At 51.9% G+C, this 20,213-nt stretch carries 18 protein-coding genes; 9 read left to right on the top strand and 9 right to left on the bottom strand.

Going from position 1 to position 20,213, the window contains the following annotated elements:
- Nucleotides 1-92 precede the first annotated feature (92 nt).
- Entirely contained in the window at nucleotides 93-1,313 is a 1,221-nt protein-coding gene (locus CPA45_RS01370; RefSeq protein ID WP_096649623.1) for a benzoate/H(+) symporter BenE family transporter, read from the top strand.
- Between the two features lie 82 nt (nucleotides 1,314-1,395).
- Here the strand turns inward: CPA45_RS01370 and CPA45_RS01365 are convergent, their stop codons facing one another.
- Nucleotides 1,396-1,830, bottom strand: a complete 435-nt coding sequence (locus tag CPA45_RS01365; RefSeq protein WP_096649621.1) for a hypothetical protein — start codon at nucleotides 1,828-1,830, stop codon at nucleotides 1,396-1,398.
- Between the two features lie 267 nt (nucleotides 1,831-2,097).
- Here CPA45_RS01365 and CPA45_RS01360 point away from each other — a divergent pair, with 267 nt between their 5' ends.
- Nucleotides 2,098-3,828, top strand: coding sequence for a proline--tRNA ligase (locus CPA45_RS01360; protein ID WP_096649619.1), 1,731 nt, complete (start codon nucleotides 2,098-2,100; stop codon nucleotides 3,826-3,828).
- A gap of 124 nt (nucleotides 3,829-3,952) precedes the next feature.
- On the opposite strand, the gene CPA45_RS01355 is transcribed toward CPA45_RS01360, so the two are convergent.
- From CPA45_RS01355 to CPA45_RS01335, 6 genes are all read right to left on the bottom strand, one after another.
- A complete protein-coding gene (locus tag CPA45_RS01355) occupies nucleotides 3,953-5,227 on the bottom strand; it encodes a PqqD family protein (RefSeq protein WP_244287508.1) in 1,275 nt (424 codons plus the stop codon).
- Between the two features lie 9 nt (nucleotides 5,228-5,236).
- On the bottom strand, nucleotides 5,237-5,587 hold the full coding sequence (locus tag CPA45_RS01350; RefSeq protein ID WP_096649617.1) for a hypothetical protein: 351 nt from the start codon (nucleotides 5,585-5,587) through the stop codon (nucleotides 5,237-5,239).
- A gap of 177 nt (nucleotides 5,588-5,764) precedes the next feature.
- Nucleotides 5,765-6,790 carry a GGDEF domain-containing protein gene (locus CPA45_RS01345; protein ID WP_096650203.1) on the bottom strand — a complete coding sequence of 342 codons (1,026 nt, stop codon included), beginning with the start codon at nucleotides 6,788-6,790 and terminating at the stop codon, nucleotides 5,765-5,767.
- Nucleotides 6,791-6,894: 104 nt separating this feature from the next.
- Nucleotides 6,895-7,365 (bottom strand): hypothetical protein, encoded by a 471-nt coding sequence (locus CPA45_RS23055; protein WP_244287507.1) that lies wholly within the window; start codon nucleotides 7,363-7,365, stop codon nucleotides 6,895-6,897.
- A 235-nt stretch (nucleotides 7,366-7,600) separates the two neighbouring features.
- Nucleotides 7,601-7,726 carry a cytochrome c oxidase subunit CcoM gene (ccoM, locus tag CPA45_RS23130; RefSeq protein ID WP_264177205.1) on the bottom strand — a complete coding sequence of 42 codons (126 nt, stop codon included), beginning with the start codon at nucleotides 7,724-7,726 and terminating at the stop codon, nucleotides 7,601-7,603.
- A 331-nt stretch (nucleotides 7,727-8,057) separates the two neighbouring features.
- Nucleotides 8,058-8,576, bottom strand: a complete 519-nt coding sequence (locus tag CPA45_RS01335) for an FKBP-type peptidyl-prolyl cis-trans isomerase (protein WP_096649615.1) — start codon at nucleotides 8,574-8,576, stop codon at nucleotides 8,058-8,060.
- Nucleotides 8,577-8,688: 112 nt separating this feature from the next.
- On the opposite strand from CPA45_RS01335, the gene CPA45_RS01330 reads away from it, so the two are divergent.
- Nucleotides 8,689-10,056 (top strand): AmpG family muropeptide MFS transporter, encoded by a 1,368-nt coding sequence (locus CPA45_RS01330; RefSeq protein ID WP_096649613.1) that lies wholly within the window; start codon nucleotides 8,689-8,691, stop codon nucleotides 10,054-10,056.
- 7 nt (nucleotides 10,057-10,063) lie between these two features.
- Here CPA45_RS01330 and CPA45_RS01325 read toward each other — a convergent pair whose 3' ends face one another.
- Nucleotides 10,064-11,884: an SEC-C domain-containing protein gene (locus CPA45_RS01325; protein ID WP_096649611.1), complete on the bottom strand. Its 1,821-nt coding sequence runs from the start codon at nucleotides 11,882-11,884 to the stop codon at nucleotides 10,064-10,066.
- 97 nt (nucleotides 11,885-11,981) lie between these two features.
- On the bottom strand, nucleotides 11,982-13,229 hold the full coding sequence (locus CPA45_RS01320; protein ID WP_096649609.1) for an ABC1 kinase family protein: 1,248 nt from the start codon (nucleotides 13,227-13,229) through the stop codon (nucleotides 11,982-11,984).
- A 374-nt stretch (nucleotides 13,230-13,603) separates the two neighbouring features.
- Between CPA45_RS01320 and CPA45_RS01315 the strand changes: the two genes are divergently transcribed.
- Genes CPA45_RS01315 through CPA45_RS01290 form a run of 6 tightly spaced genes read left to right on the top strand, consistent with a single transcriptional unit; the run spans nucleotide 13,604 to nucleotide 20,085 of the window.
- A complete protein-coding gene (locus CPA45_RS01315) occupies nucleotides 13,604-15,409 on the top strand; it encodes an ABC transporter permease (protein ID WP_096649607.1) in 1,806 nt (601 codons plus the stop codon).
- Nucleotides 15,410-15,411: 2 nt separating this feature from the next.
- Nucleotides 15,412-16,524, top strand: coding sequence for an ABC transporter ATP-binding protein (locus CPA45_RS01310; RefSeq protein WP_096649605.1), 1,113 nt, complete (start codon nucleotides 15,412-15,414; stop codon nucleotides 16,522-16,524).
- A 10-nt stretch (nucleotides 16,525-16,534) separates the two neighbouring features.
- Nucleotides 16,535-17,638 carry an ABC transporter substrate-binding protein gene (locus CPA45_RS01305; RefSeq protein ID WP_096649603.1) on the top strand — a complete coding sequence of 368 codons (1,104 nt, stop codon included), beginning with the start codon at nucleotides 16,535-16,537 and terminating at the stop codon, nucleotides 17,636-17,638.
- Nucleotides 17,639-17,682: 44 nt separating this feature from the next.
- On the top strand, nucleotides 17,683-18,492 hold the full coding sequence (locus CPA45_RS01300) for an inositol monophosphatase family protein (RefSeq protein WP_096649601.1): 810 nt from the start codon (nucleotides 17,683-17,685) through the stop codon (nucleotides 18,490-18,492).
- On the top strand, nucleotides 18,489-19,109 hold the full coding sequence (locus tag CPA45_RS01295; protein WP_096649599.1) for a dual specificity protein phosphatase family protein: 621 nt from the start codon (nucleotides 18,489-18,491) through the stop codon (nucleotides 19,107-19,109). Before CPA45_RS01300 ends, CPA45_RS01295 begins: the two co-directional genes overlap by 4 nt.
- Nucleotides 19,084-20,085, top strand: coding sequence for a LacI family DNA-binding transcriptional regulator (locus CPA45_RS01290; protein WP_096649597.1), 1,002 nt, complete (start codon nucleotides 19,084-19,086; stop codon nucleotides 20,083-20,085). The genes CPA45_RS01295 and CPA45_RS01290 overlap by 26 nt, the downstream gene beginning before the upstream one ends.
- The last annotated feature ends 128 nt before the right edge of the window (nucleotides 20,086-20,213 follow it).

The raw sequence follows: 20,213 nt of genomic DNA, 5'->3' as shown, positions 1-20,213 counted from the left end.
TTCATCTCCACCATTGTGCGCTATGACGCACAATGGTAGTCTTGCACTTTGTGCGCTATAGCGCACACTCATAAGCGCAAGAGAAGATCTCCATGGAAGCATCACATACCACCAAAGCTACCGCCATAACGGCAACCAAAAGCTCGTTCTGGCGCGATGTTAGCCTCTCAACCGTAACGGCTGGCTTTGTGGCGGTAGTGATTGGTTATACCAGCTCGGCCGCAATTATCTTCCAAGCAGCGGCATCAGCAGGGGCTAGCGCCGCACAAATCAGCTCCTGGCTTTGGGCGCTAGGCATTGGTATGGGCCTTACATCATTGGGACTTTCGCTACGCTACCGTATGCCGCTGCTCACCGCTTGGTCGACGCCTGGGGCTGCCTTTCTAGCCACCAGCCTACCCGGCGTGCCCATTGAAGAGGCCATTGGCGCGTTTCTATTTTCCGCTCTGCTCATCACGCTTTGTGGTGTAACTGGGCTTTTTGAACGCTTAATGCGGCACATTCCGAGCGCTATAGCCTCCGCCATGCTGGCAGGCATTCTGCTGCGCTTTGGTTTAGAGCTATTCAACGTGATGGAACACCAATGGCTACTCCCACTAGCCATGCTAGCCGCTTGGGTAGCTGGCCGCCGCCTTTGGCCAACCCTAGCCGTACCCAGCGTACTGCTAACAGGGGTGTTAATTGCTATGTTTCAAGGACAAATCTCTTTGCAGGACGTTCCTCTTACGCCCACAACACCGGTGTTTACCGCTCCTGTTTTTACCTTCGCTTCGCTACTAGGCGTAGGTATACCGCTATTTGTGATTACCATGGCCACCCAGAATCTACCTGCTATGGCAGTGTTAAGAGCAGCCGGCTACCGACCTAACAGTTCACCATTAATTAGCTGGACTGGCGGCGCAACGCTATTGCTAGCCCCTTTTGGCGGCTATGCGTTGAATATGGCCGCTATCAGCGCAGCCGTTTGTATGGGCCCAGATGCACACGCCGACCCGCGCCGCCGCTATACGGCCGGGGTTGCCGCAGGAGTGCTTTACATCATAATGGGTATATTCGGAGCAACGGTAACCGGCATTTTTAATGCACTCCCTAGCGTGCTAGTGATAGCGCTGGCAGGTATTGCACTACTCAGCACATTAAGCGGTGGGTTGGCGGGAGCCTTTGAAAAGAGTGAGCAACGAGATGCTGCTATCGTCACCTTTTTGTTGACGGGGTCGGGTATTACGCTGCTTGGAATTGGCGGGGCTTTTTGGGGGCTAATTGCGGGCTTAACTGTTCTAAAACTTACGACCCTCAAGCGTCACATGGGCTGATAAGCTTTATACGAACACGCCCTGAATCGCTCATGAGCGGTTCAGGGCGTGTTTGGTTACATTACATAATGGGCGTATTTGGTTACATAGTTGCTAGACGTTCTTCATCCAATACACCTGACATTCGCACCATAGCGAGCGCTTCATCCAGGCTATCCACCTCTTCAATCATTATCAGCTCATTCTCCAAGCTAATAGGCTGACCAGCCTTATCCGACAGCAGTTTTTCTAACGCTGCTACATCCATGGAGTCATCCAGACGATGGATATCTACCGATGCACTGCTGTTACTAGGCAGATAAATCGTGCCATTGGAGAAATCTACTGCGTAGGCAATCACGCCCGGTACGATAAAGAACAGCAACCCAACGCTGTTAGCAATGGCCACCACGGGGTCCACATCACCACTTAATTGCCCTTTACGCTCAGGATAAAAAAGCGTTCCACACCCACTCAGTGCTACGATAGAGACACCTACAACGGCCCCCGCTAGCCAACGGCGTAATGCTTGCTGCATGAAGGTTCCCTCACTGTTCAAAAGTATCGATAGCCGATGGCAATGCCACATAGAATTTGAATTAACAGGCACTATCGAGCGACAAAATTGGACCAAGTTTAACACAGTTCAAACTAGGCGCAGCTAAGCAAATTAGCACAGGATTTTGCCGCTTTAACCGCTTCACCGTACAATGCCGCTTTCAACGCACACAAAAGTGCCGACGTCAGCGTTAATGACGACTCAACGAACCAGCGTCACCCCTACAACCAAGGAATGCTCACGCCCATGCGCGCCAGCCAATTATTGATTGCGACATTAAAAGAAACCCCGGCCGACGCTGAAGTCATCAGCCACCAGTTAATGCTGCGCGCCGGGATGATCCGCCGTCTTACTTCAGGTCTGTATACATGGTTGCCCCTTGGCCTGCGTACCCTGCGCAAGGTAGAGGCTATTGTGCGCGAAGAGATGAACCGCGCCGGTGCCCAAGAGGTGTTGATGCCCGCCGTGCAGCCTGCCGACCTGTGGCAAGAGTCTGGCCGTTGGGAACAGTACGGCCCCGAACTTTTGCGCTTAAAAGACCGCCACGACCGGGATTACTGCGTTGGCCCGACTCATGAGGAGGTGATCACCGACCTGGTACGCAAAGAGATCTCCAGCTACAAGCAGCTACCGGTTAACTTCTACCAGATCCAGACCAAATTCCGCGATGAGATCCGCCCACGCTTTGGTGTGATGCGCTCGCGGGAATTCATCATGAAGGACGCCTATTCGTTCCACCTGGACGAAGACTCCCTCAAAGAAACCTACCAAGGCATGTACGATGCCTACACACGTATCTTTACCCGCTTAGGGCTCGACTTCCGCCCCGTCATCGCCGATAACGGCTCGATTGGCGGCACCGGCTCCCACGAATTCCACGTACTGGCCGACTCAGGCGAGGACGATATCGCGTTCTCTAACGAATCCGACTACGCCGCCAATATTGAAAAAGCCGAAGCGCTACCTGCGCCCCTGGGCAGCAACCCAGAGCGTGCCGCCCCCAGCGAAGAGATGCGCCTCGTCGACACGCCTGATGCAAAGACCATTGCCGCGCTGGTAGAGCAATTCAAGCTACCGATTGAAAAAACCGTTAAAACATTGATGGTGCACGCCGCCGAAGGTGGATTGATCGCACTGCTGGTACGTGGCGATCACGCACTTAACGAAGTCAAAGCGGAAAACCTACCCCAGATAAAAACTCCGCTAACCATGGCCAGCGAAGAAGAGATTCGCGCAGCCGTTGGCGCAGGGCCTGGCTCGCTTGGCCCAGTTGGGCTTGATATCCCAGTCATTATCGACCGCAGTGTTGCACTCATGAGTGACTTTGGCGCGGGCGCTAACGTAGATGGCAAGCACTACTTCGGCATTAACTGGGAGCGTGATACCGCTCTACCCCAAGTTGCTGATCTTCGTAACGTCGTAGAAGGCGACCCCTCGCCAGATGGTAAAGGTACGCTCTCTATCAAGCGCGGTATTGAAGTGGGCCACGTCTTCCAGCTGGGTCAAAAGTACTCCCAGGCCATGAATGCAAACGTACTGGGCGATAACGGTAAAACCAGCCATCCGTGGATGGGCTGCTACGGCATTGGTGTGACCCGCGTGGTCGCCGCTGCCATTGAGCAGAACCACGATGAATCCGGGATTATCTGGCCAAATGCCATTGCACCGTTCCAAGTTGCGTTAGTGCCCATGAACGCTCACAAATCTCAGCGCGTCCGCGAAGAGTCTGAACGTCTCTACCAAGCACTCACCGCGGCGGGCTTAGACGTGCTACTGGACGACCGGGATACCCGCCCTGGGGTTAAGTTTGCCGATCTAGAGCTGATGGGTGTACCCCATCGCCTAGTGATTGGTGACCGGGGTCTTGATAACGGTGAACTGGAGTACAAAGGCCGCCGTGATAGCGAGGCAACGATGATTCCCGCCGAACAGGTCGTTGACTTTCTGCGGGAGCAGGCCGGGCTCAGCAACGCATAATAGCTATTACATGTTTCACCGTTGAACGCGGCAACACGCCGTTTTCAACGGTTGATAGGATGGGCACTGGCAGGCGGATGCACCAACCGCCTCGCCAGCGCTCAGCACAATGTGAGCACAGGCATTAAGGATCGACTGGCTGAATCAACCCTTCGCTTGCTAGCTGTCCCAACAAATAGCCAACATCTTGCTGCACCCGCTGCTGATCTACTCCCTCAAAAAACGTTAACAGCGTTTCGCTAATCTCTTCCTGAGCTATCGGTTCATGCTTAAGCAGTGCCCACACAGCCCGACCGGTCATATTAAGTCGATGAATAGTGCCGCCCTCCTTGGCAATGATGAATAACTCATCCCCAAGTGGAAACTCATGGGCAGCAGCGCTGGCTACCCATTGCTGAGCCACAGCATCAAGCGATAACTGGCGCTTCGCACAAAGCGCTACGTATGGTTTTTCAATACGAGGGCTACCATTACGGCTCCTCTGCTGATCGCCCCTCGCTATATCAAACCGCTGTCTACCAACCCACTGTCTACCAACCCACAGGGCAGCCTCATAGGCCTCCCGGTAGCGCAGTAAAAAACAGGGCACTCCCTGCAGCATGGGTAAAAACCGCTGAATCAGCGCTTGATCCGATTCGTGTTCAGCAAAATTTTGCTGCAATAGCTGCCACAACCCCTCACCTGGCTGCAACGCTGTTAGCTGAGGATCGGTAAGTGTTTCATCGCGGTCAAACAGCAGTATGCCTCCTATCGGGCACTGCGTGCCGTGGCTCGCCAGCTGCTGCTCATTTAATGCTAAATAGCCATAGCGGTGGTCATGTGGCCCAAGGTGAGAGGCAACAAAGTCTTGAAACTTAGGGGCAAGCTGCGTTGGTAGCGGTAAACGTAGTCGAGGAGCAATACCTAGCGCTATACCTTGCCCGCTATGGGTCACAGCCAGCACATCGTCACCAAATACACGATAGCCAGCCGCTGCAAATGCTGCCGTTAACGTGCTCTTACCCGCCCGGTGAGCATCAGGAAAGATGACTAATTGGCCATTGATCTCCACTGAGCCACAGTGCAGCCCAACCAACTCAGGATGCTTATGGAGATAGGCACCAGCCACATCAGCAATCACGCTACAAGCAGTTCCTGTAGGTGTATCGAGCAGCATCCCCTCAGGTAGCGCTGGCGCCTCCTGCCAAAACCCATCGGGGTGGCGCCAAACGCTTATTTCAGGCGCAACTTCTTGGTTTTCACAAGGTACAAAGGGCCAACCTGGCATTGCCTGATGCAGGGTGGGTAGCAGCTGCTCGGCATCAACCAAGCGTAAGCAGGGGCCGAGATTTTCCAGGGCGTAATCAGCGAAAGGGAGTTGTTTACTCACCGCTATTTTACTCACTGCTATTTTTCTCACTGCTACCTCCTACCAACGAGGCAATAAGCGGCTTAAGCGAATCTCGATCACACCGTCACGCTCCCAACGAGAACGCTGAGGGCGCGAATAGCGCTTGCCATGCCGATGGTGGTAGTCACGGGAGTAGTGGGAACGGGTATAGCGCGGCCTTGAATAGCTAGGTCTGGAATAACTGGGTCTAGAATAACTGGGCCGTGAACGGCTGGGTCGAGAGCGACGGTGCCCACGAGCTTCTGCTTGACCCATAGAGAGCATCGTGGGAGCAACGTAGAGCGCGGCAGCACCAAGTCCTATACTAGCCAGCACTTGGCGCCGCGAACGTCGCTGCTTTAGCACCTTGTCAAGTTTGTCTTGGCTCATCTGACTTCTCCTTAAATTGCTGGCAGAAATTAAAGAACACTGTTTGATAACAGTCACTTTAGCCAACCAGCTCTTCAGAAGCCATGCTGATGAGAACGCTTCCCCATTATTTGCTTTTTTAACAGCGCATACTTACTCTTCGTAAATCTATCTACAACCAGCTGCAGACGACAGCAATTATAAGGCCACTTCAAAACCATCACGCCCAGCGATTTTTACTCGATAAAGTGCTTTATCGGCAGCATCATAGGCGTGTGCAAACGTTACCTCCATAGCTACGAAGCGTACCGCCCCCACACTTAAAGTAACGTGCTGATTACCAGGGTGCGCCGGATGCTTAAAGCCAGAGCGACGAAGAGTAGCGATCAACTGATCACAAGCGTTAAATAACGCTTGATCATCAGGGCAGCTTATCAATGCGGCAAATTCGTCTCCTCCCAGGCGGTATAGCTTGGCCCCTTCGCCTAGCTGTTCTTCTAGCAGGCTCGCCAAGCGGCGCAACAATTGATCGCCTTCAGGGTGTCCTAATGAGTCGTTGTACTGCTTAAAGAAGTCAATATCCACAAGGATCAACCCAAGGGGCTCGCCTGCTCTTGCTAGCACATCTTGTTGGAGCGCACTGCGGTTACCAATACCCGTAAGCGGGTCGCGCATGGCGCGTTTCATCCAAGCAAGCGTCTCATTGGTGGCACGCTCTGTTCGACGTAGCTGACGTTCATGCATACCCCAAAACAGCAGCCCCATCACAAAAATCACCATGCTTGAGTATGTAAGCATCTGACTATGACGGCGGGTACTTGTCGCAAAGGTATTAATCGCCTCACCACGGCGATCTAGCTGGCTCATTTCAATGTCGGTTAAACATTCAACAACAATAAAGAGTGAGTGAGCAGCATCAAGCGGGGCAATATGTTGCTGTTCAATCAGGTCGGTCAGTTCATCCACCAGCGCCAAACTAGGTGTGGTACATGCATAATGCTGCTTATAGATATCAACATCGAGCAGTCCATAGGCTAATTCAAGATGATGACGAATGTGGCTAATATCAGCAGGCATAGAGGCAACTAGCAGCTTTTCCTGAGCACGCTGCACATAGCTCCGCGATCGAGTGGCTAGCTGCTGGCCAGTTAAATTACCGGTTTGGCTAAAATAGCCCTGAATCTCGGGGTACACCCAGCGCGACTCATAAGTAATCAGCATCATCAGCGCTAAAAAGCTCGAAAGACTCAACGAAAGCCAGGTTAGGTAGCGGTGCCGCCCTTTTCGTTTACCCCAAAAAACAGGCGGCTCAAGGGACTCACTTTCCTTCACCACTGGGCCTCAATGCTACGAATCATCCAAATCCAGTCATTAAATTCGCGAAGTTTTGCGATATCCCGTGTGCCAATATCTCGTTCCACCAAACGCAGCGGGCCGCGTGAACGCAGTGTCAGAGGCTCTCCATCCTCCTCCACTACCATTAACCAATTGGGGTCCTCCCAACCACTTAGTGTCACGTTATAGTCATCCCAAGTGGTGAAGTGTAACGCGGGCGGTACCTCACCAAACTGTTCAACAAGAAAACGGCGAAACTCAATACCACGCACTTCAACTTCGCGCCCCTGATAGGGATCAAAAAGGGTAACGGTATTATCAGCCTGTTGTTTTACATCAGATAAAACCAGCTGCTGGCTCTTTTCACCGTCAATGATTGTTAGATCTTGAGCATAAGCAGCTATTGGTAGCCAACTAACGATCAATATCAACCAGCATGCTGCGCTGATCTTTGCAACATTCATGTAAGATAACTCCCTGTATTTAAGCTCGTTATAGTAGGACCAAATTTTGATAGCGGCACTTTACCAGAGCATGTCCGTTATTGCTCTTCAACGACAATTAACACAACTCAAAAAAACAGTTCAAAAGAAACAACTCAAAAAAACGACACAAAAAAGCCGGCCCAAATGGGCCGGCAACAGGAAGCTTACATAGAATGTAAGCCCCCTCCCCTGACGATGGTAAAAATCGTTTGAGTTAAGGCTTCTTCCGCTCATCTTTACGTAGATGGTCACGGATGACAAAACCCACCCAGCCGATCATAAAAACGATCACTAACGCGACAGTGGCTAAGCCGAAAATAACAGTATCATCCCAGTACATGGTGTCCCCTCCTGCCGTGATGTATGGTCCCATCGTACTGGGTTTACGGCAGAGGAAACTGACCTGAGTCAAGCTTTACAAATGGCCAAAACGTGACTGGTGCAAAACTTGATACACATCACTTTTTTCGGGTTTAAATGAAGTTTTCAAAGGCTGGTCACTTTTAAATACCAGCCTTTCAACGGAAGACACTTAGTTATTTTCAGCGTTAGATCACTTATTTTAAATGCTCATTTGATGCATTTGTTTGAATCAGTGGTTTGAATCGATTGTTTGAAGCGCTTGTTACAGCAACTTAGCATAAACCCTAACCTTAATTAGGGAGCTTTAGTTAGAGAACTTTACGGTCTTCCACTTTGCTGTGTTCAGTGCCCGGAGGAAGCGGGTGACCCTTGGCTAATTCCGCACGGGTAGCATCCCGCACGTCCAGGATCGTCACTTGATAGCGCAGGGTATTACCAGCTAAGGGGTGGTTGGTATCCACCGTGACTTTGTCGCCATCAATGCTGAGCACAGTAACAATCTGTGGGCCAGCCTCCCCCTCGGTTTGAAAACGGCTACCTGGTGCAAGCTCAGCACTGCCAAAAGAGGACCGGCTAACCTCTTGTACCAAGTCTTCATTACGCAGCCCGTAAGCTTCAGCGGGAGATAGCGTCACTCGAAGCTCTGTTCCTACCACTTTACCCTCTAATGCACGCTCTAAACCGGGTAAAATATTATCGTGACCGTGCAAGTACTCCAGCGGTTTATTGCGAGCCATGGAGTCATCTAGTACCTGAGTACCGCCATCGTTGAGAACATCGCTTAGTACATAGTGTAAGGTCACCACCTGATGGGCCGTAATCGACATGGAAAACTCCTCTCCGGTAAGCTGTCGGCGTTATCATGGATGTTTGGCCTAGTTTATCACTGACTGTTTTATAGCGGGCCTTTGCCCCATCTTTTCTTGGAGTTTATGTAACATGCCCACCCTCACGCCCCAGCGCAGTTGGCTTGCTGCGCTTGCTATTTACCTGCGTGCGCCTGTCATTACCATGCTGTTTTTGGGGTTTTCTGCTGGTCTGCCTTTTCTGCTCGTGTTCTCAACACTTTCAGCGTGGCTACGCAGCGACGGTGTTGAAGTAGCCGCCATCGGCTTTTTTGCCTGGATTGGCATGCTCTACTCAATCAAGTTTTTTTGGGCACCGATTGTTGACCGCTTAGCCCTACCGCTACTGACCCGCACCTTCGGCCAGCGTCGCGGCTGGATGCTGCTGGCCCAGGGCATGATTGCCGCCGGGCTTATCGGCTTAGCGGGGCTAAGCCCGGTAGGTAACTTAGGTTGGGTAGCAGCCTTTGCACTATTGGTGGCATTTGGCTCAGCAACGCAGGATATTGCTATCGATGCCTACCGCATCGAGTCCGCTGACGACGACATGCAAGCCGCCATGGCCTCCACCTATATTATTGGCTACCGAGCCGGTCTTCTCGCCGCAGGGGCTGGAGCGCTCTATGTGGCCTCTGCGGTTTCCTGGAACGTGGCTTACCTAAGCATGGCAGCACTGGTGGGTATTGGGGTGATCACCGTACTCATTCGCCCAGAGCCAAAACGCGCCTCACTCTCTATCCAGCTTATTCATGAGCCAAAAGTGCGCGCCTTTATCCGTGCTAGCCGTGGTAAACCAAAGGCACTACGCCGGTTCGGCGCATGGGCCATAGGCGCGATCGTGTGCCCGTTTACCGATTTTTTCCGGCGTTACGGGGTAAAAGCACTAGGTGTTCTATTATTTATTGCGGTGTTTCGAATTAGCGATTTGGCCATGGCCTCCATGGCCAACCCGCTGTATATCGATTTAGGCTTTTCGCTGGCAACCATCGCCAACGTGACTAACATCTTTGGCATTGCGATGAGCATTACCGGCGGTATTCTTGGTGGGCTATTGGTGGCTCGCTACGGTATTGGGCCACTGCTAATCTTCGGCGCGGCAGCCGCTACGCTGACTAACCTGCTCTTTGCAGCGCTGGCGCTCGCAGGCCAACAACTTCCCATGCTGGTAATGGCTATTGTGGGTGACAATTTAGCCAACGGCTTAGCCAGCGCGGTGTTTATTGCGTTTCTTTCTAGCCTAACATCACGAGCCTATACGGCCACCCAATACGCGCTATTCTCCTCGCTCATGACGCTCCCCGGCAAGTTCCTCAGTGGGTTTGGCGGATTGGTAGTCACTGCCCAGGGGTACGCTACTTTTTTCGTGGTTGCCACGCTACTCGGCTTACCCGCGATTGCTTTGGCAATCTGGATAAGCCGAGACAAACAGCTAGTGCCTGCCCCCATCATCAAAGCAGGCTAGCTGGCTATTAGCGGTGGTTATTGAGCCACTCCAGTGCTCCCGGGGTGGTACGCCACTGGTCACGCATCAGTGTGCGGTACTGCCACGCTTCTGCCCGGGAGCCAGGATCTACCTGGCCATCCGCGTGAGGCATAGAGGGCCTGGGACTTTCAGCACAAATCAGTTCCAAGGCATAGCGATTATGAGCGATGACTTCATTTAGCGCTGCCTCAGCGGCATCAAGCTTTTCAAGGCGATACAGCGCTAGCGTACGACCCATCAGCAGCCCCAGCACAAGCGAGCCGTCATCTTTATGCGGCTCATCAGTAAGCGCCATCGCTTCTTCATTACGGTCATCACGCAGCAACTGGTCAAGCACTAGCTCTTTTAAGCCAAGGCTATCTTCCTGATCTATCGCCAACAGCTCTTCGGCTAGCTCACGAGATTGTTGGCGCGCACCACGCTCCATACCAACGACTAGTGCTAAGCCAGTGCGTAATAACATGGCATTATCCGCATCGTCCCAGCACAAGTTGCCATCGCCTGCGGCGCGGGCCTGTTCCAACCAACGTGAAAGGCGCAGTGACAACGGCTCCAGCAGGCTTGGAGCCATCCACGGCAAGCTCCCGAAGCGGCTGGTGAGCGCGAGCGTCACGTCTTGAACAACTTGAGGAGCATCCAGCCATTCAGGGTGAGCGCAAAGCGCCGACATCCATTCGATGGCATTGCCCCAGGGGTCATCGCGAAACCCTAACGCTACCTCTTCGTCCACCAACACTTGGAACTGCTCATGCCAAGCGGCAAATAGCGTCTCTTCCCGAGCGGTAGTAGTGTAATGAAGCCTACCGGACTCAGCATCTTGATGAATGGCGAGCTTAGGCGCAGTGGGCAGCGCAGCCAGAAGTGCCTGCAACGACACCAGCGGTGTTGCCATATCCTCTTCAGCACTGAGCAGTTGATCAGCAAGCGTCGCACCGGGGTTTTCTGCCAGCGCGGCAAGGAATTCAAGCTGCTCTTCATCAAGATCGCCCTGACGAACTAAGCGGCGATACCAGAAGTTAGCACGCTCTTTGGCCTCTTCTTCATGACCTTCATGGAGTAGTAGCATGGCTTCAATGTACGCCAACGTCGGCGAATCTGGCAGCGCTTGCTGGGCTTTTACAAAGGCAGCACGGGCGCTATCCAAGTCATCATTATCTAGGTGCATCAAGCAAAGGCGCTCTAGCGCTACACCGCGCAAAAATAGCGGCCCACGCTCTAGTACCTCATCAAGCAGGTCGGCGCGTTTACGGGTAAAGCCCCGCTCTTGATAGATATCCAGCAAAATCTCAAAGGCCGGCTCAGCTTGCTCCGGTAGCCTTGACCAATCGCTACCATCAAATAGCGACTCAAGAATTTGCATCGAGCGGCCGGTTTGACCGCTTTCAGCAGCAATTAGCCCTGCTTCAAGCAGCGCTTGAGGAGGTGCCTTTTGGCTCTCTAGTGCCGCTTTTAACGTTGCCCCTTTCCATTCCCGCAGTGACAGCATCCACATCATTTGCTCAGGAATATCCGTTGGGAAATCTACACGGTAGCAGCACTGCTTATACTTACGCCCGGAGTCACACCAGCAGGGTTCGTTGCGGCCTGGAGTGGCCAACGGCTCGCAGGCAAAACCCAGTCGCTCTAACGGCGTTTGTGACCATAGAATGGGCGCTAACGCTTGAGCAGTCGCTACATTCCCATTAAATGCATCCGCTCCTTTGTCACGTACCCACGTCATAAAATCGGGGTAGTGTTCCTGCTGCCTGATTGCCGAGAGTGCCCCAGAGGCAAATCCCAGCAGTTGATCGACCCATACCGCCAGCATTGCCGTCTCCACTGTCTTTAAGACTATTAATCTTTATAACCAATTTAAAAGCGCAATAGTCTAGCATGACAGACGATGCTCCCACAGCGGCAATCGCTTAGGCAGTGCGGGCCCAGGCAAGTAGCGGTTGAGTGCGGTCGTACATATCTAGCCGCGCCTTAAGCCGCACCAAATTCCAGTAGTGGCCGTTTAGCGCGCGCGAAAGTAGTAGCGTATCGGCGGGTGGCTGCAGACGGTCCATAGCGGCCCATACTTTGGGAGTTAGCTCCCGTAGACGCCGGTGCACACGCACGTCACTGAAATCTTGCTCGCCAGGGGCAAACAGCGGTGCGATACACTCGGCGGACTCTTTATAAAGCGCCAAAGGCGCTCCCTGCCCTTGGCGGCCACCCATTTTCATAAGTGCATCGTCCATAGCCATGGGATCTTGGGCCAATGTGGCATCTAATAGCTGCATCATGGCTTTTAGCCGTGCTTCCGGCACGGGAATAACGGCACCTAAATCGTAAATAACCAGGCGCCCTTGCTCATCGCAGGCAAAGTTACCCGCGTGAGGGTCTGCGTGGAGTTCGCGGTAAGTAAACAACTCTTCGGTAATCCAGTCGGCCAATGCCACTGCAATTTTTTGACGGGTGGCATCGTCAGTGCCCTCTAAATCGCGCAGAGGCGTACCACCCACATAACGCATGGCGAGAACATGCCGACCGGACAGCTCAAGCAGTGGCTCTGGGATTACCAACTGCGGGTTGTCCCGGTAACGCTCGCGATAACGGGCCAGCGCGTTAGCTTCGGCGTGGTAATCAAGCTCTTCTCGCAGCCCGTCCGCCAACTCGTCAAACAGCGTATCCAACCGCGCCTGGGGCACCTTGAACCAACGACCCAGGCTCATGATCCTCTTCACTTGCTTTAAGTCACTTTCCAAAACATCGGCTAGCCCAGGGTACTGTACTTTTAGTACCACGGTTTCCCCGGCTAAGGTCACCGCTTTATGCACTTGCCCCATGGAAGCGCTGGCAAAGGGGCTTTCTTCTATGCTGCTAAAGTGCCGATCAAGATCGCCATACTGCAGCACTAATGCCTCACGAATGCGCGGCCAGGGCATAGGTGTTGCTTGGCGCTGCAGGCGAGCTAGCTCGTTAGCTAATTCTGGAGGCAGTAAGTCATCCCACTGAGACATAATCTGTGCCAGCTTCATCGCGGGGCCCTTCAACTCGGAAAGCCCTTCAAAAAGTGCCTCCCCCAACCCGCCCCAATCGGCTTGACCGCCTAAACGAGTTTTCAGCAAGGCGCCACCAGTGCGGGCACCCAATCCTAGTAAACGTCGTGTTCTACCGCGTTCACGCATTAACGATGCTCCTTCGAAATTACAATCACTCACTAGGCTTAGGCATCAGAGCAAGAAACTATCTGATAGCTAACTGACGTAGCCTACATCGGTGCGGCTACATGAATGGGACAACATCAACAGGAAATTAATTTTGATACAAAAAAACATGGAATTCAGCGTATGCAATTAAGTGCAAAAATACATTGTTAAATATTTATTAAAAAATAACAAAAAATTATTCAAGTGCATGTTTATAAAATAAAAAATGAAAAACAAATAGCTTTGCACATACGTGCAAATGTAAACATTTTGTCATCTTCACTCTCTAGAATACCTAGTCAAATCTGGTCGAAGCCTTTCGGCTATTCAATAGCGCTAACAAGGAAAAACCAATGATTGGGTGGACCAAGGCAGCACTTCCCTGCAAGAGGGAGCTACAACTCAGTCTAAGAGAGCCTGCGACGCTGATTGGCCTAGTGTTATTAGTAACCTTCAGCTACCTCATTCTGGCACCGGTTATTTCTATTCTACTAGATTCCGTCAAGGTAAATTTCGGCGACTCACACCGTATCGGTACGGATCAGGGTAGCTTTACGCTTTACTATTTTCAGCGCGTATTTTCCTCACCAATTTCTCAGCGACTATTTTGGCAACCTTTACTGAATACGCTTAGTGTGGCACTAGCCGCCATGAGCATTGCAATGGTAGTTGGTGGCGTTATGGCTTGGCTATTAAGCCGCACTAACCTATGGGGCAGAGGCTGGTTCGCAACCGCTCTTATTGTGCCTTTTATGCTGCCAACATGGACCTTTGCTCTCGCCTGGACCACGTTATTCAAAAATCGCTCGATGGGTGGCCAACCGGGCTGGTTGGAGTCAATGGGCTACTCTTCTCCCGATTGGCTGGCGTACGGCCCTGTACCCATGGTCATCATCATGGCGCTACATTATATTCCACTCGTCATACTGCTTTTTGGCAACGCACTCCGTCGCCTAGATTGCCAACTGGAAGATTCCGCCCGCATCCTGGGTGCCGGCCGCGCCACCGTTGCTTTTCGTATTGTTTTGCCACTTATGCGACCTGCTCTTATGTCGGCCATGGTGCTGATCCTTGCCGATGCACTAGGTGAGTTTGCCGTGCCTTACATACTGGGCCTACCGGTACAGTACGATACGCTTTCCACATCTTTATTCAGAGCCATTTCATCGCGACAAACGGGGGTCGCGTCAGTTTTAGCGGGTGCCATTATGGTCTTGGGCTGCATTACGCTAACCATCGACCTGTACCTAATGAGAGAAGCACGCCGTTTTGTAACACTCGGCGGAAAAGGCGCCATGGATCGCCGCCGCCCACTAGGTGTTTGGCGCCTACCTGCCACGCTATTAGCAACTGCTTTGTTCTTAGTCAGCGTCGCACTGCCACTCTTAACGCTCTTTTTATCGACAGTTATGCACACTCCCGGCCGATTTCGGTTAGACAACTTCACCTTGGATTACTGGATTGGCACAAACCTAACTACCATCGCCCTAAAAAACGGCATTCTTTTTACCCCCGAGTTTTGGTCAGCCACCTGGAATAGCCTGCGCATTGTAGGCACGGCCTCTATCTGTGCAGGCCTGCTTGGCTTGTTAGTGGGCTACGTCGTCACGCGCACTCCGTGGCGCTGGCTAGCGGCCTGTCTGCGTCAGCTAACGTTTATGCCATATTTAGTGCCTGGCATTGCCTTTGCCGCGGCAATACTTTCTCTCTTTGCCGTACAACGCGGTCCCGTTCCAGCGCTTTACGGAACATCACTTATCCTGATGCTCGCGTTGATTGCCGACCAGATGCCATTTGCCTCTCGGGCCGGCATCTCAGCCATGACGCAATTAGGCAAAGAGCCTGAAGAAGCCGCGCAGATTGCGGGCGCCACTTGGTGGAGACGCATGGTTAGCATCATCGTACCAATTCAAAAAGGGGCGCTGGTGGTCGGTATCGTTTTGCCATTCATCTCAGGTATTAAGGGCGTCAGCTTATTCATCATCTTAGCGGTACCCGCTACCGAAGTGCTGACCACTTACTCTCTAAGACTCGTTGATTACAACTACACCCAAGCCGCCAACGCCGTTGTACTTATGATTGCCTTGCTTGCCTGGGGCGGCACGATTCTGACCCAAAAACTAACCAAAACGGGCCTTGCCCAAGGCCTGGAGAGTTAACGATGCCCACCATAACGTTAGAAGCTATTTCCAAGCACTATAGCCGCCAATCAACAGCAGTAAAAAATATTGATCTGCATATCCGCAGCGGCGACTTCATGTGCCTGTTGGGCCCGTCAGGGTGCGGTAAAACGACGATTTTGCGCATGATCGCAGGTCTTGAGCACCTAAGCCATGGTCGTATGTTTATTGGCGATCAACTGGTTGACTCCCCAGATAGCGGCTGCTTTGTTGCCCCAGAGAAACGTGAGCTTGGACTGGTTTTTCAAAGCTATGCACTTTGGCCACATATGACGGTTGAGCAGAACATCGACTTTGGACTGCGCCTTCGCAAGTTACCTGAGCGAGAGCGGCGATCCCTTGCTGGCGAAGTGATGGAGAAGTTAGGCATTGCTGGCTACGCCAAGCGCTACCCCTCCCAGCTTTCAGGCGGACAACAGCAACGGGTTGCCCTGGCTCGTATGATGGTACTAAAGCCGAAAGTGCTGCTACTGGACGAACCGCTTTCGAACCTTGATGCCTCACTACGTTTGGAAATGAGGGCAGAACTCAAGCGTCTTCATCAAGAATTCAATACCACCATCTTGTTCGTTACCCACGATCAATGGGAGGCAATGACCTTAGCAACCACTATCGCCGTAATGAGTAAGGGCCAATTGCAGCAGGTAGGCAGCCCCGATGATATCTATGCCCGTCCAGCCAATCGTTTTGTAGCCGAATTTATTGGCAATCCACCGATCAACCAAATATCAGCGGATTCTGTGCTTGGGAAGCATCTCAACTGTCATCCCGGGACAAACATGCTAGGTATCCGACCTGAAGATATTCATCTCACACAGACGGCTACACCTCACACCCTACCAGCAAAAGTACTAGGCATTATCCCGACAGGGGGTAGTTGGGTGCTGGATGTTGAGCTAGAAGGCCAATGCCTGCAGCTATCCACGCAAATTAGGCCGCTAGTAAAAGTGGGTGAATCTACTTACTGCCAGATCGACCCGCAACAGCTGCACGCCTTCAGCGCTGATGGCAACCGCCAGGAAAGCGCCCGAACCGCTCCGATGGATATCACACTCAGCCAAGCTTCCACCTCACGCTATATGCAAGCCATTTAAAGGATTATTTATGCGCCATTTATCACTAATCGCCATTGCCATTAGCTTGGCCTCAACATCGTCAAGCTGGGCTAATGAGCAAGCAACACTTGACGGCTTGATTTCAGCAGCTCAACAGGAACCCGCCATTACAGTGTACGACTCGACGGGTAAGATAATCGAACAGGCAGCTAATTTTTCCGCTAGGTATGGCGTTCAAGCAACAGGGGTAAAATCAAAAGCCCCTCATACGCTGGAAAGGATTATCCGGGAGGCTCAAGCCAATAACATTCAAACTGATGTGGCTATTTTGGCAGATGCACCCGCCGCGGTGGCACAGCTACTTGATACCGGCTTTGCCACTAACTGGTTTCCTATGGATTTAGCTGACTCAGTTGATGAACGCTACCGAAAACCATTAGCCATCGTGATGGCGCCTAATGTATGGACGTACAACACAGCGCTACATGAAAGCTGCCCTATCGATAATATTTGGGAATTAACGGAGCCTGAATGGGAGCGCAAAGTGGCGTTGCAAGACCCGCTGGGCAAGCCCTCCTACGTGGATTGGTTTAACCAAATGGCCGAACATGGCGATGAGGCGATGGCACTAGCTTATGAAGCACACTATGGCTATCCGATGGCCGACACCGAAGAGAGCGCTACAGCCGCCTGGGTAAAAGCGCTAGCTGCAAATGCACCGCTATTAACAGACTCTGATTCCAACGCTGCCGAAGCCGTTGCCTCTCCCGACCAGCAGGATAGCTTCCTCGGTCTAACCAGCACGGCCAAGTTTCGTGATAATGCGAATGGAATGAAGCTTGGTATTTGCGAAAACCTAATGCCATGGGTTGGCTGGACATACCCCTCTATTGGCCTTATCGCCAGCGGCACCCAAAGCCCTAATGCCGCTAAGCTCTTCCTACACTACCTGTTAACGGAAGAAGGCATCGCACCTCAGACGCAAGACGGAAAAATCTCTACTCACTCGGATATATCGCTACCCGCAGATGAGCCTTCAGGCATTAATGCGCTTAAAACACAGCTGTTTGATTACTCCCCAAGCACAGCTATTAGTGACTGGGAAAATCGTCAAGACTGGCAGGACCTTTGGATGCTGAATTACCGCCGTTAATAGAGGAATAAAGATACTAAAGTAAACGATAACAAAGGATGCATATGTCAATTCTGACTCATGAGCTGCAAGCTCGCGCTGAATTCCTTAAAGATATCATTCAACGCGCTGGTATTAAGGCACAGCACCTTTTTGAGAACCGCCAACCGGGCCTTTATACGCTTAAAGGCCATCAGGATTTTTTAACCGAGGCGGACACTTTCATAGAGCAGGAGATTCATAAAGAGATACAGCACTACTTTCCGCAAGATGCTTTCTTAGGCGAGGAAGCCGGAGGGCATTTCACTGGTAATAATACCTGGGTTGTAGACCCTATCGATGGCACCGCAAACTTTGCTCGCGGCATCCCACATTTTTGCGTTTGTATTGCTTTTATCGATCGAGGAAAAACCCAAATAGGCGCTATTTTTAACCCTTGTACAAATGAGTTGTATTTTTCACAACGTAGTAACGGTGCTTACAAAAATGACCGACTAATACATGTAGCAGCCACCAGTAATTTCAATGCCTCCACTATTGAGATGGGCTGGTCCCCCCGAGTGCCTGTTCAACGCTACCTGGACGCTCAAGCCGCCCTGCTTTCCCATGGTGCCAACATACGCAGAGGGGCGTCCGGAGCGCTCGCATTAGCCTGGGTGGCCGAAGGCCGCATAGATGGCTATATCGAGCATCATATGCACCCATGGGATAGTTTAGCCGGCCTTTTATTAGTCGGTGAAGCCGGAGGCGTTACCCGGCCCTATCTTTCTTTACCCAATACGTTAAACCAAGGCGGCGCCGTACTGGCGGCAACGCCAGGTATTGTCGATTCACTTACTCATTGCAGCCACTTAGAAGAGCTTGAAACCATATGAACAAAGCCTATTATCCACGCCCTCCTTTAAGTCAGATTGAACAGGACCTACCCGGCCGGGGAGTAACGCTATACATCGGGGACAGCCAAGCGGCCAGTAGCCCAGAGCTACTGCTCGAACATGGTATTACGACCATTGTGAACTGTGCGGTCAATCTAGATATAAACCTGGTTGATGGAAACTTAGCTCCAACGCCAGGAGGGCTTATCCATGGTCCCGGTATATTTCGTTATTACAAAATTGGGATGATTGATGGCCCCGGGAATCCTTATGAGCAAATGCTAGCAGCCTATTTCATCCTGCGGGCAGCACTTGATCAAGTGATGCCTGATAAACCGTCTTACCCACACCAAGCCAGAGGTAATGTACTGGTTCACTGCCGAGGTGGGCGCAGCCGCTCAGTTACTTTAGTGTCGCTTTTCCTACACTTAGAACTGCCCAACCGCTATCCCACTATTGAAAGCGCACTGGCTCATGTACGCAAGGAGCGCCAACTACACCCTGATGAATGGTTTGAAACGCCGAAGCCAGAGCTATTTGATGCAGCTCGCGTTGCAGCGAGGCAGGTAAAGCTATTATTAGGAGAGCCTGATGAGCAACTCACGCAGGTTTGCTAGTGCTGAAGAGGTGGCACGCTTGGCGGGGGTTTCCCGTTCTGCCGTCTCACGCACCTTTACCGACGGAGCCAGCGTTTCCGAAGAGACACGCCAAAAAGTGCTTGCTGCAGCAAAAGAACTTAACTACCACGTCAATCATTTAGCCAGAGGCTTGTCACAGGAGCGTTCACGTCCAGTGTGCTTAGTAGGTGATCATCTTTCATCACCCTTCTTGTCTAGCCTGTTGGAAGCCGTCAGTCGTCACATTCAAGCTTTAGGCCGCGCCGTTATGCTGATTAACACATCAGGCGAAGCGGAGGCAGTGGAAAGCGCTCTGCACCAGGCATTACAGTACAGGGCTAGTGCCATTGTCGTGTTGTCAGGCACACCCGCAGAATCATTAGTCCAAACGTGTATTCAAAGCGGTCTACGTGTTGCCCTTGTGAACCGTGGTCAGGAATTTAATGGTCCAATCCACATTACGCTTGACCATGACACCGCGATGAAAGAAGCCTTTGAGCTTTTTTATCGAGCGGGCTGCCGTTCTTTTGGTTTGGTTACCTCTACCGCTGGCACGCCTAGCTTAGTTGCTCGCGAGCAAGCGTTTAGCCGAGCAGTCAACGAGGCTGGGCTTCCGCTCACAGTGATGCGGACAGGCCCCACCCAATACACTACAGGACAGGAAGCCGCGCGACAGTTACTGGCCCGTTCGCAACGCCCCGATGCTGTGTTCTGCACTACTGACTTGATGGCTTGTGGTTTTCTGGATACTGCCCGCCAAGCGTTCAATCTCAACATTCCTCACGATCTGTGTGTTATGGGCTTCGATAACATTGAACAAGCCAGCTGGGATAGCTACGCCTTAACAACGTTTCATCACCCTGTCGAAGAAATAGCAGCTTGCATAGCAAGACAGTTGGATGATGAAAGTACCACCAGCCAAGTCATTCAGTTCCCAGCCCAACCAGTGTGGCGCAATACCATTCGTCCCGGATAAAAGCAGAGTCAAAAAATAACATTAAACGTTAATTTTTATTCGCCTCAACTTAGGGCGAAGGGGTGCCCTTGTGCCTAAAAGCAAGCATGCTGCTTAGCTAAACATCTCAATCATTAACAAAGGAAACG

Source organism: Vreelandella nigrificans, assembly GCF_002374315.1.
GTDB classification, from domain to species: Bacteria; Pseudomonadota; Gammaproteobacteria; order Pseudomonadales; family Halomonadaceae; genus Vreelandella; species Vreelandella nigrificans.
The sequence above is the reverse complement of the archived record's forward strand: the minus strand, read 5'-3'. Positions and strand labels throughout refer to the sequence as shown.

Coding starts and splice junctions, on each gene's coding strand:
- CPA45_RS01370 (WP_096649623.1), top strand. CDS start 93: ATGGAAGCATCACATACCACCAAAGCTACCGCCATAACGGCAACCAAA.
- CPA45_RS01365 (WP_096649621.1), bottom strand. CDS start 1,830: ATGCAGCAAGCATTACGCCGTTGGCTAGCGGGGGCCGTTGTAGGTGTC.
- CPA45_RS01360 (WP_096649619.1), top strand. CDS start 2,098: ATGCGCGCCAGCCAATTATTGATTGCGACATTAAAAGAAACCCCGGCC.
- CPA45_RS01350 (WP_096649617.1), bottom strand. CDS start 5,587: ATGAGCCAAGACAAACTTGACAAGGTGCTAAAGCAGCGACGTTCGCGG.
- CPA45_RS01345 (WP_096650203.1), bottom strand. CDS start 6,790: ATGATGCTGATTACTTATGAGTCGCGCTGGGTGTACCCCGAGATTCAG.
- CPA45_RS23055 (WP_244287507.1), bottom strand. CDS start 7,365: ATGAATGTTGCAAAGATCAGCGCAGCATGCTGGTTGATATTGATCGTT.
- ccoM (WP_264177205.1), bottom strand. CDS start 7,726: ATGTACTGGGATGATACTGTTATTTTCGGCTTAGCCACTGTCGCGTTA.
- CPA45_RS01335 (WP_096649615.1), bottom strand. CDS start 8,576: ATGTCGATTACGGCCCATCAGGTGGTGACCTTACACTATGTACTAAGC.
- CPA45_RS01330 (WP_096649613.1), top strand. CDS start 8,689: ATGCCCACCCTCACGCCCCAGCGCAGTTGGCTTGCTGCGCTTGCTATT.
- CPA45_RS01325 (WP_096649611.1), bottom strand. CDS start 11,884: ATGCTGGCGGTATGGGTCGATCAACTGCTGGGATTTGCCTCTGGGGCA.
- CPA45_RS01320 (WP_096649609.1), bottom strand. CDS start 13,229: ATGCGTGAACGCGGTAGAACACGACGTTTACTAGGATTGGGTGCCCGC.
- CPA45_RS01315 (WP_096649607.1), top strand. CDS start 13,604: ATGATTGGGTGGACCAAGGCAGCACTTCCCTGCAAGAGGGAGCTACAA.
- CPA45_RS01310 (WP_096649605.1), top strand. CDS start 15,412: ATGCCCACCATAACGTTAGAAGCTATTTCCAAGCACTATAGCCGCCAA.
- CPA45_RS01305 (WP_096649603.1), top strand. CDS start 16,535: ATGCGCCATTTATCACTAATCGCCATTGCCATTAGCTTGGCCTCAACA.
- CPA45_RS01300 (WP_096649601.1), top strand. CDS start 17,683: ATGTCAATTCTGACTCATGAGCTGCAAGCTCGCGCTGAATTCCTTAAA.
- CPA45_RS01295 (WP_096649599.1), top strand. CDS start 18,489: ATGAACAAAGCCTATTATCCACGCCCTCCTTTAAGTCAGATTGAACAG.
- CPA45_RS01290 (WP_096649597.1), top strand. CDS start 19,084: ATGAGCAACTCACGCAGGTTTGCTAGTGCTGAAGAGGTGGCACGCTTG.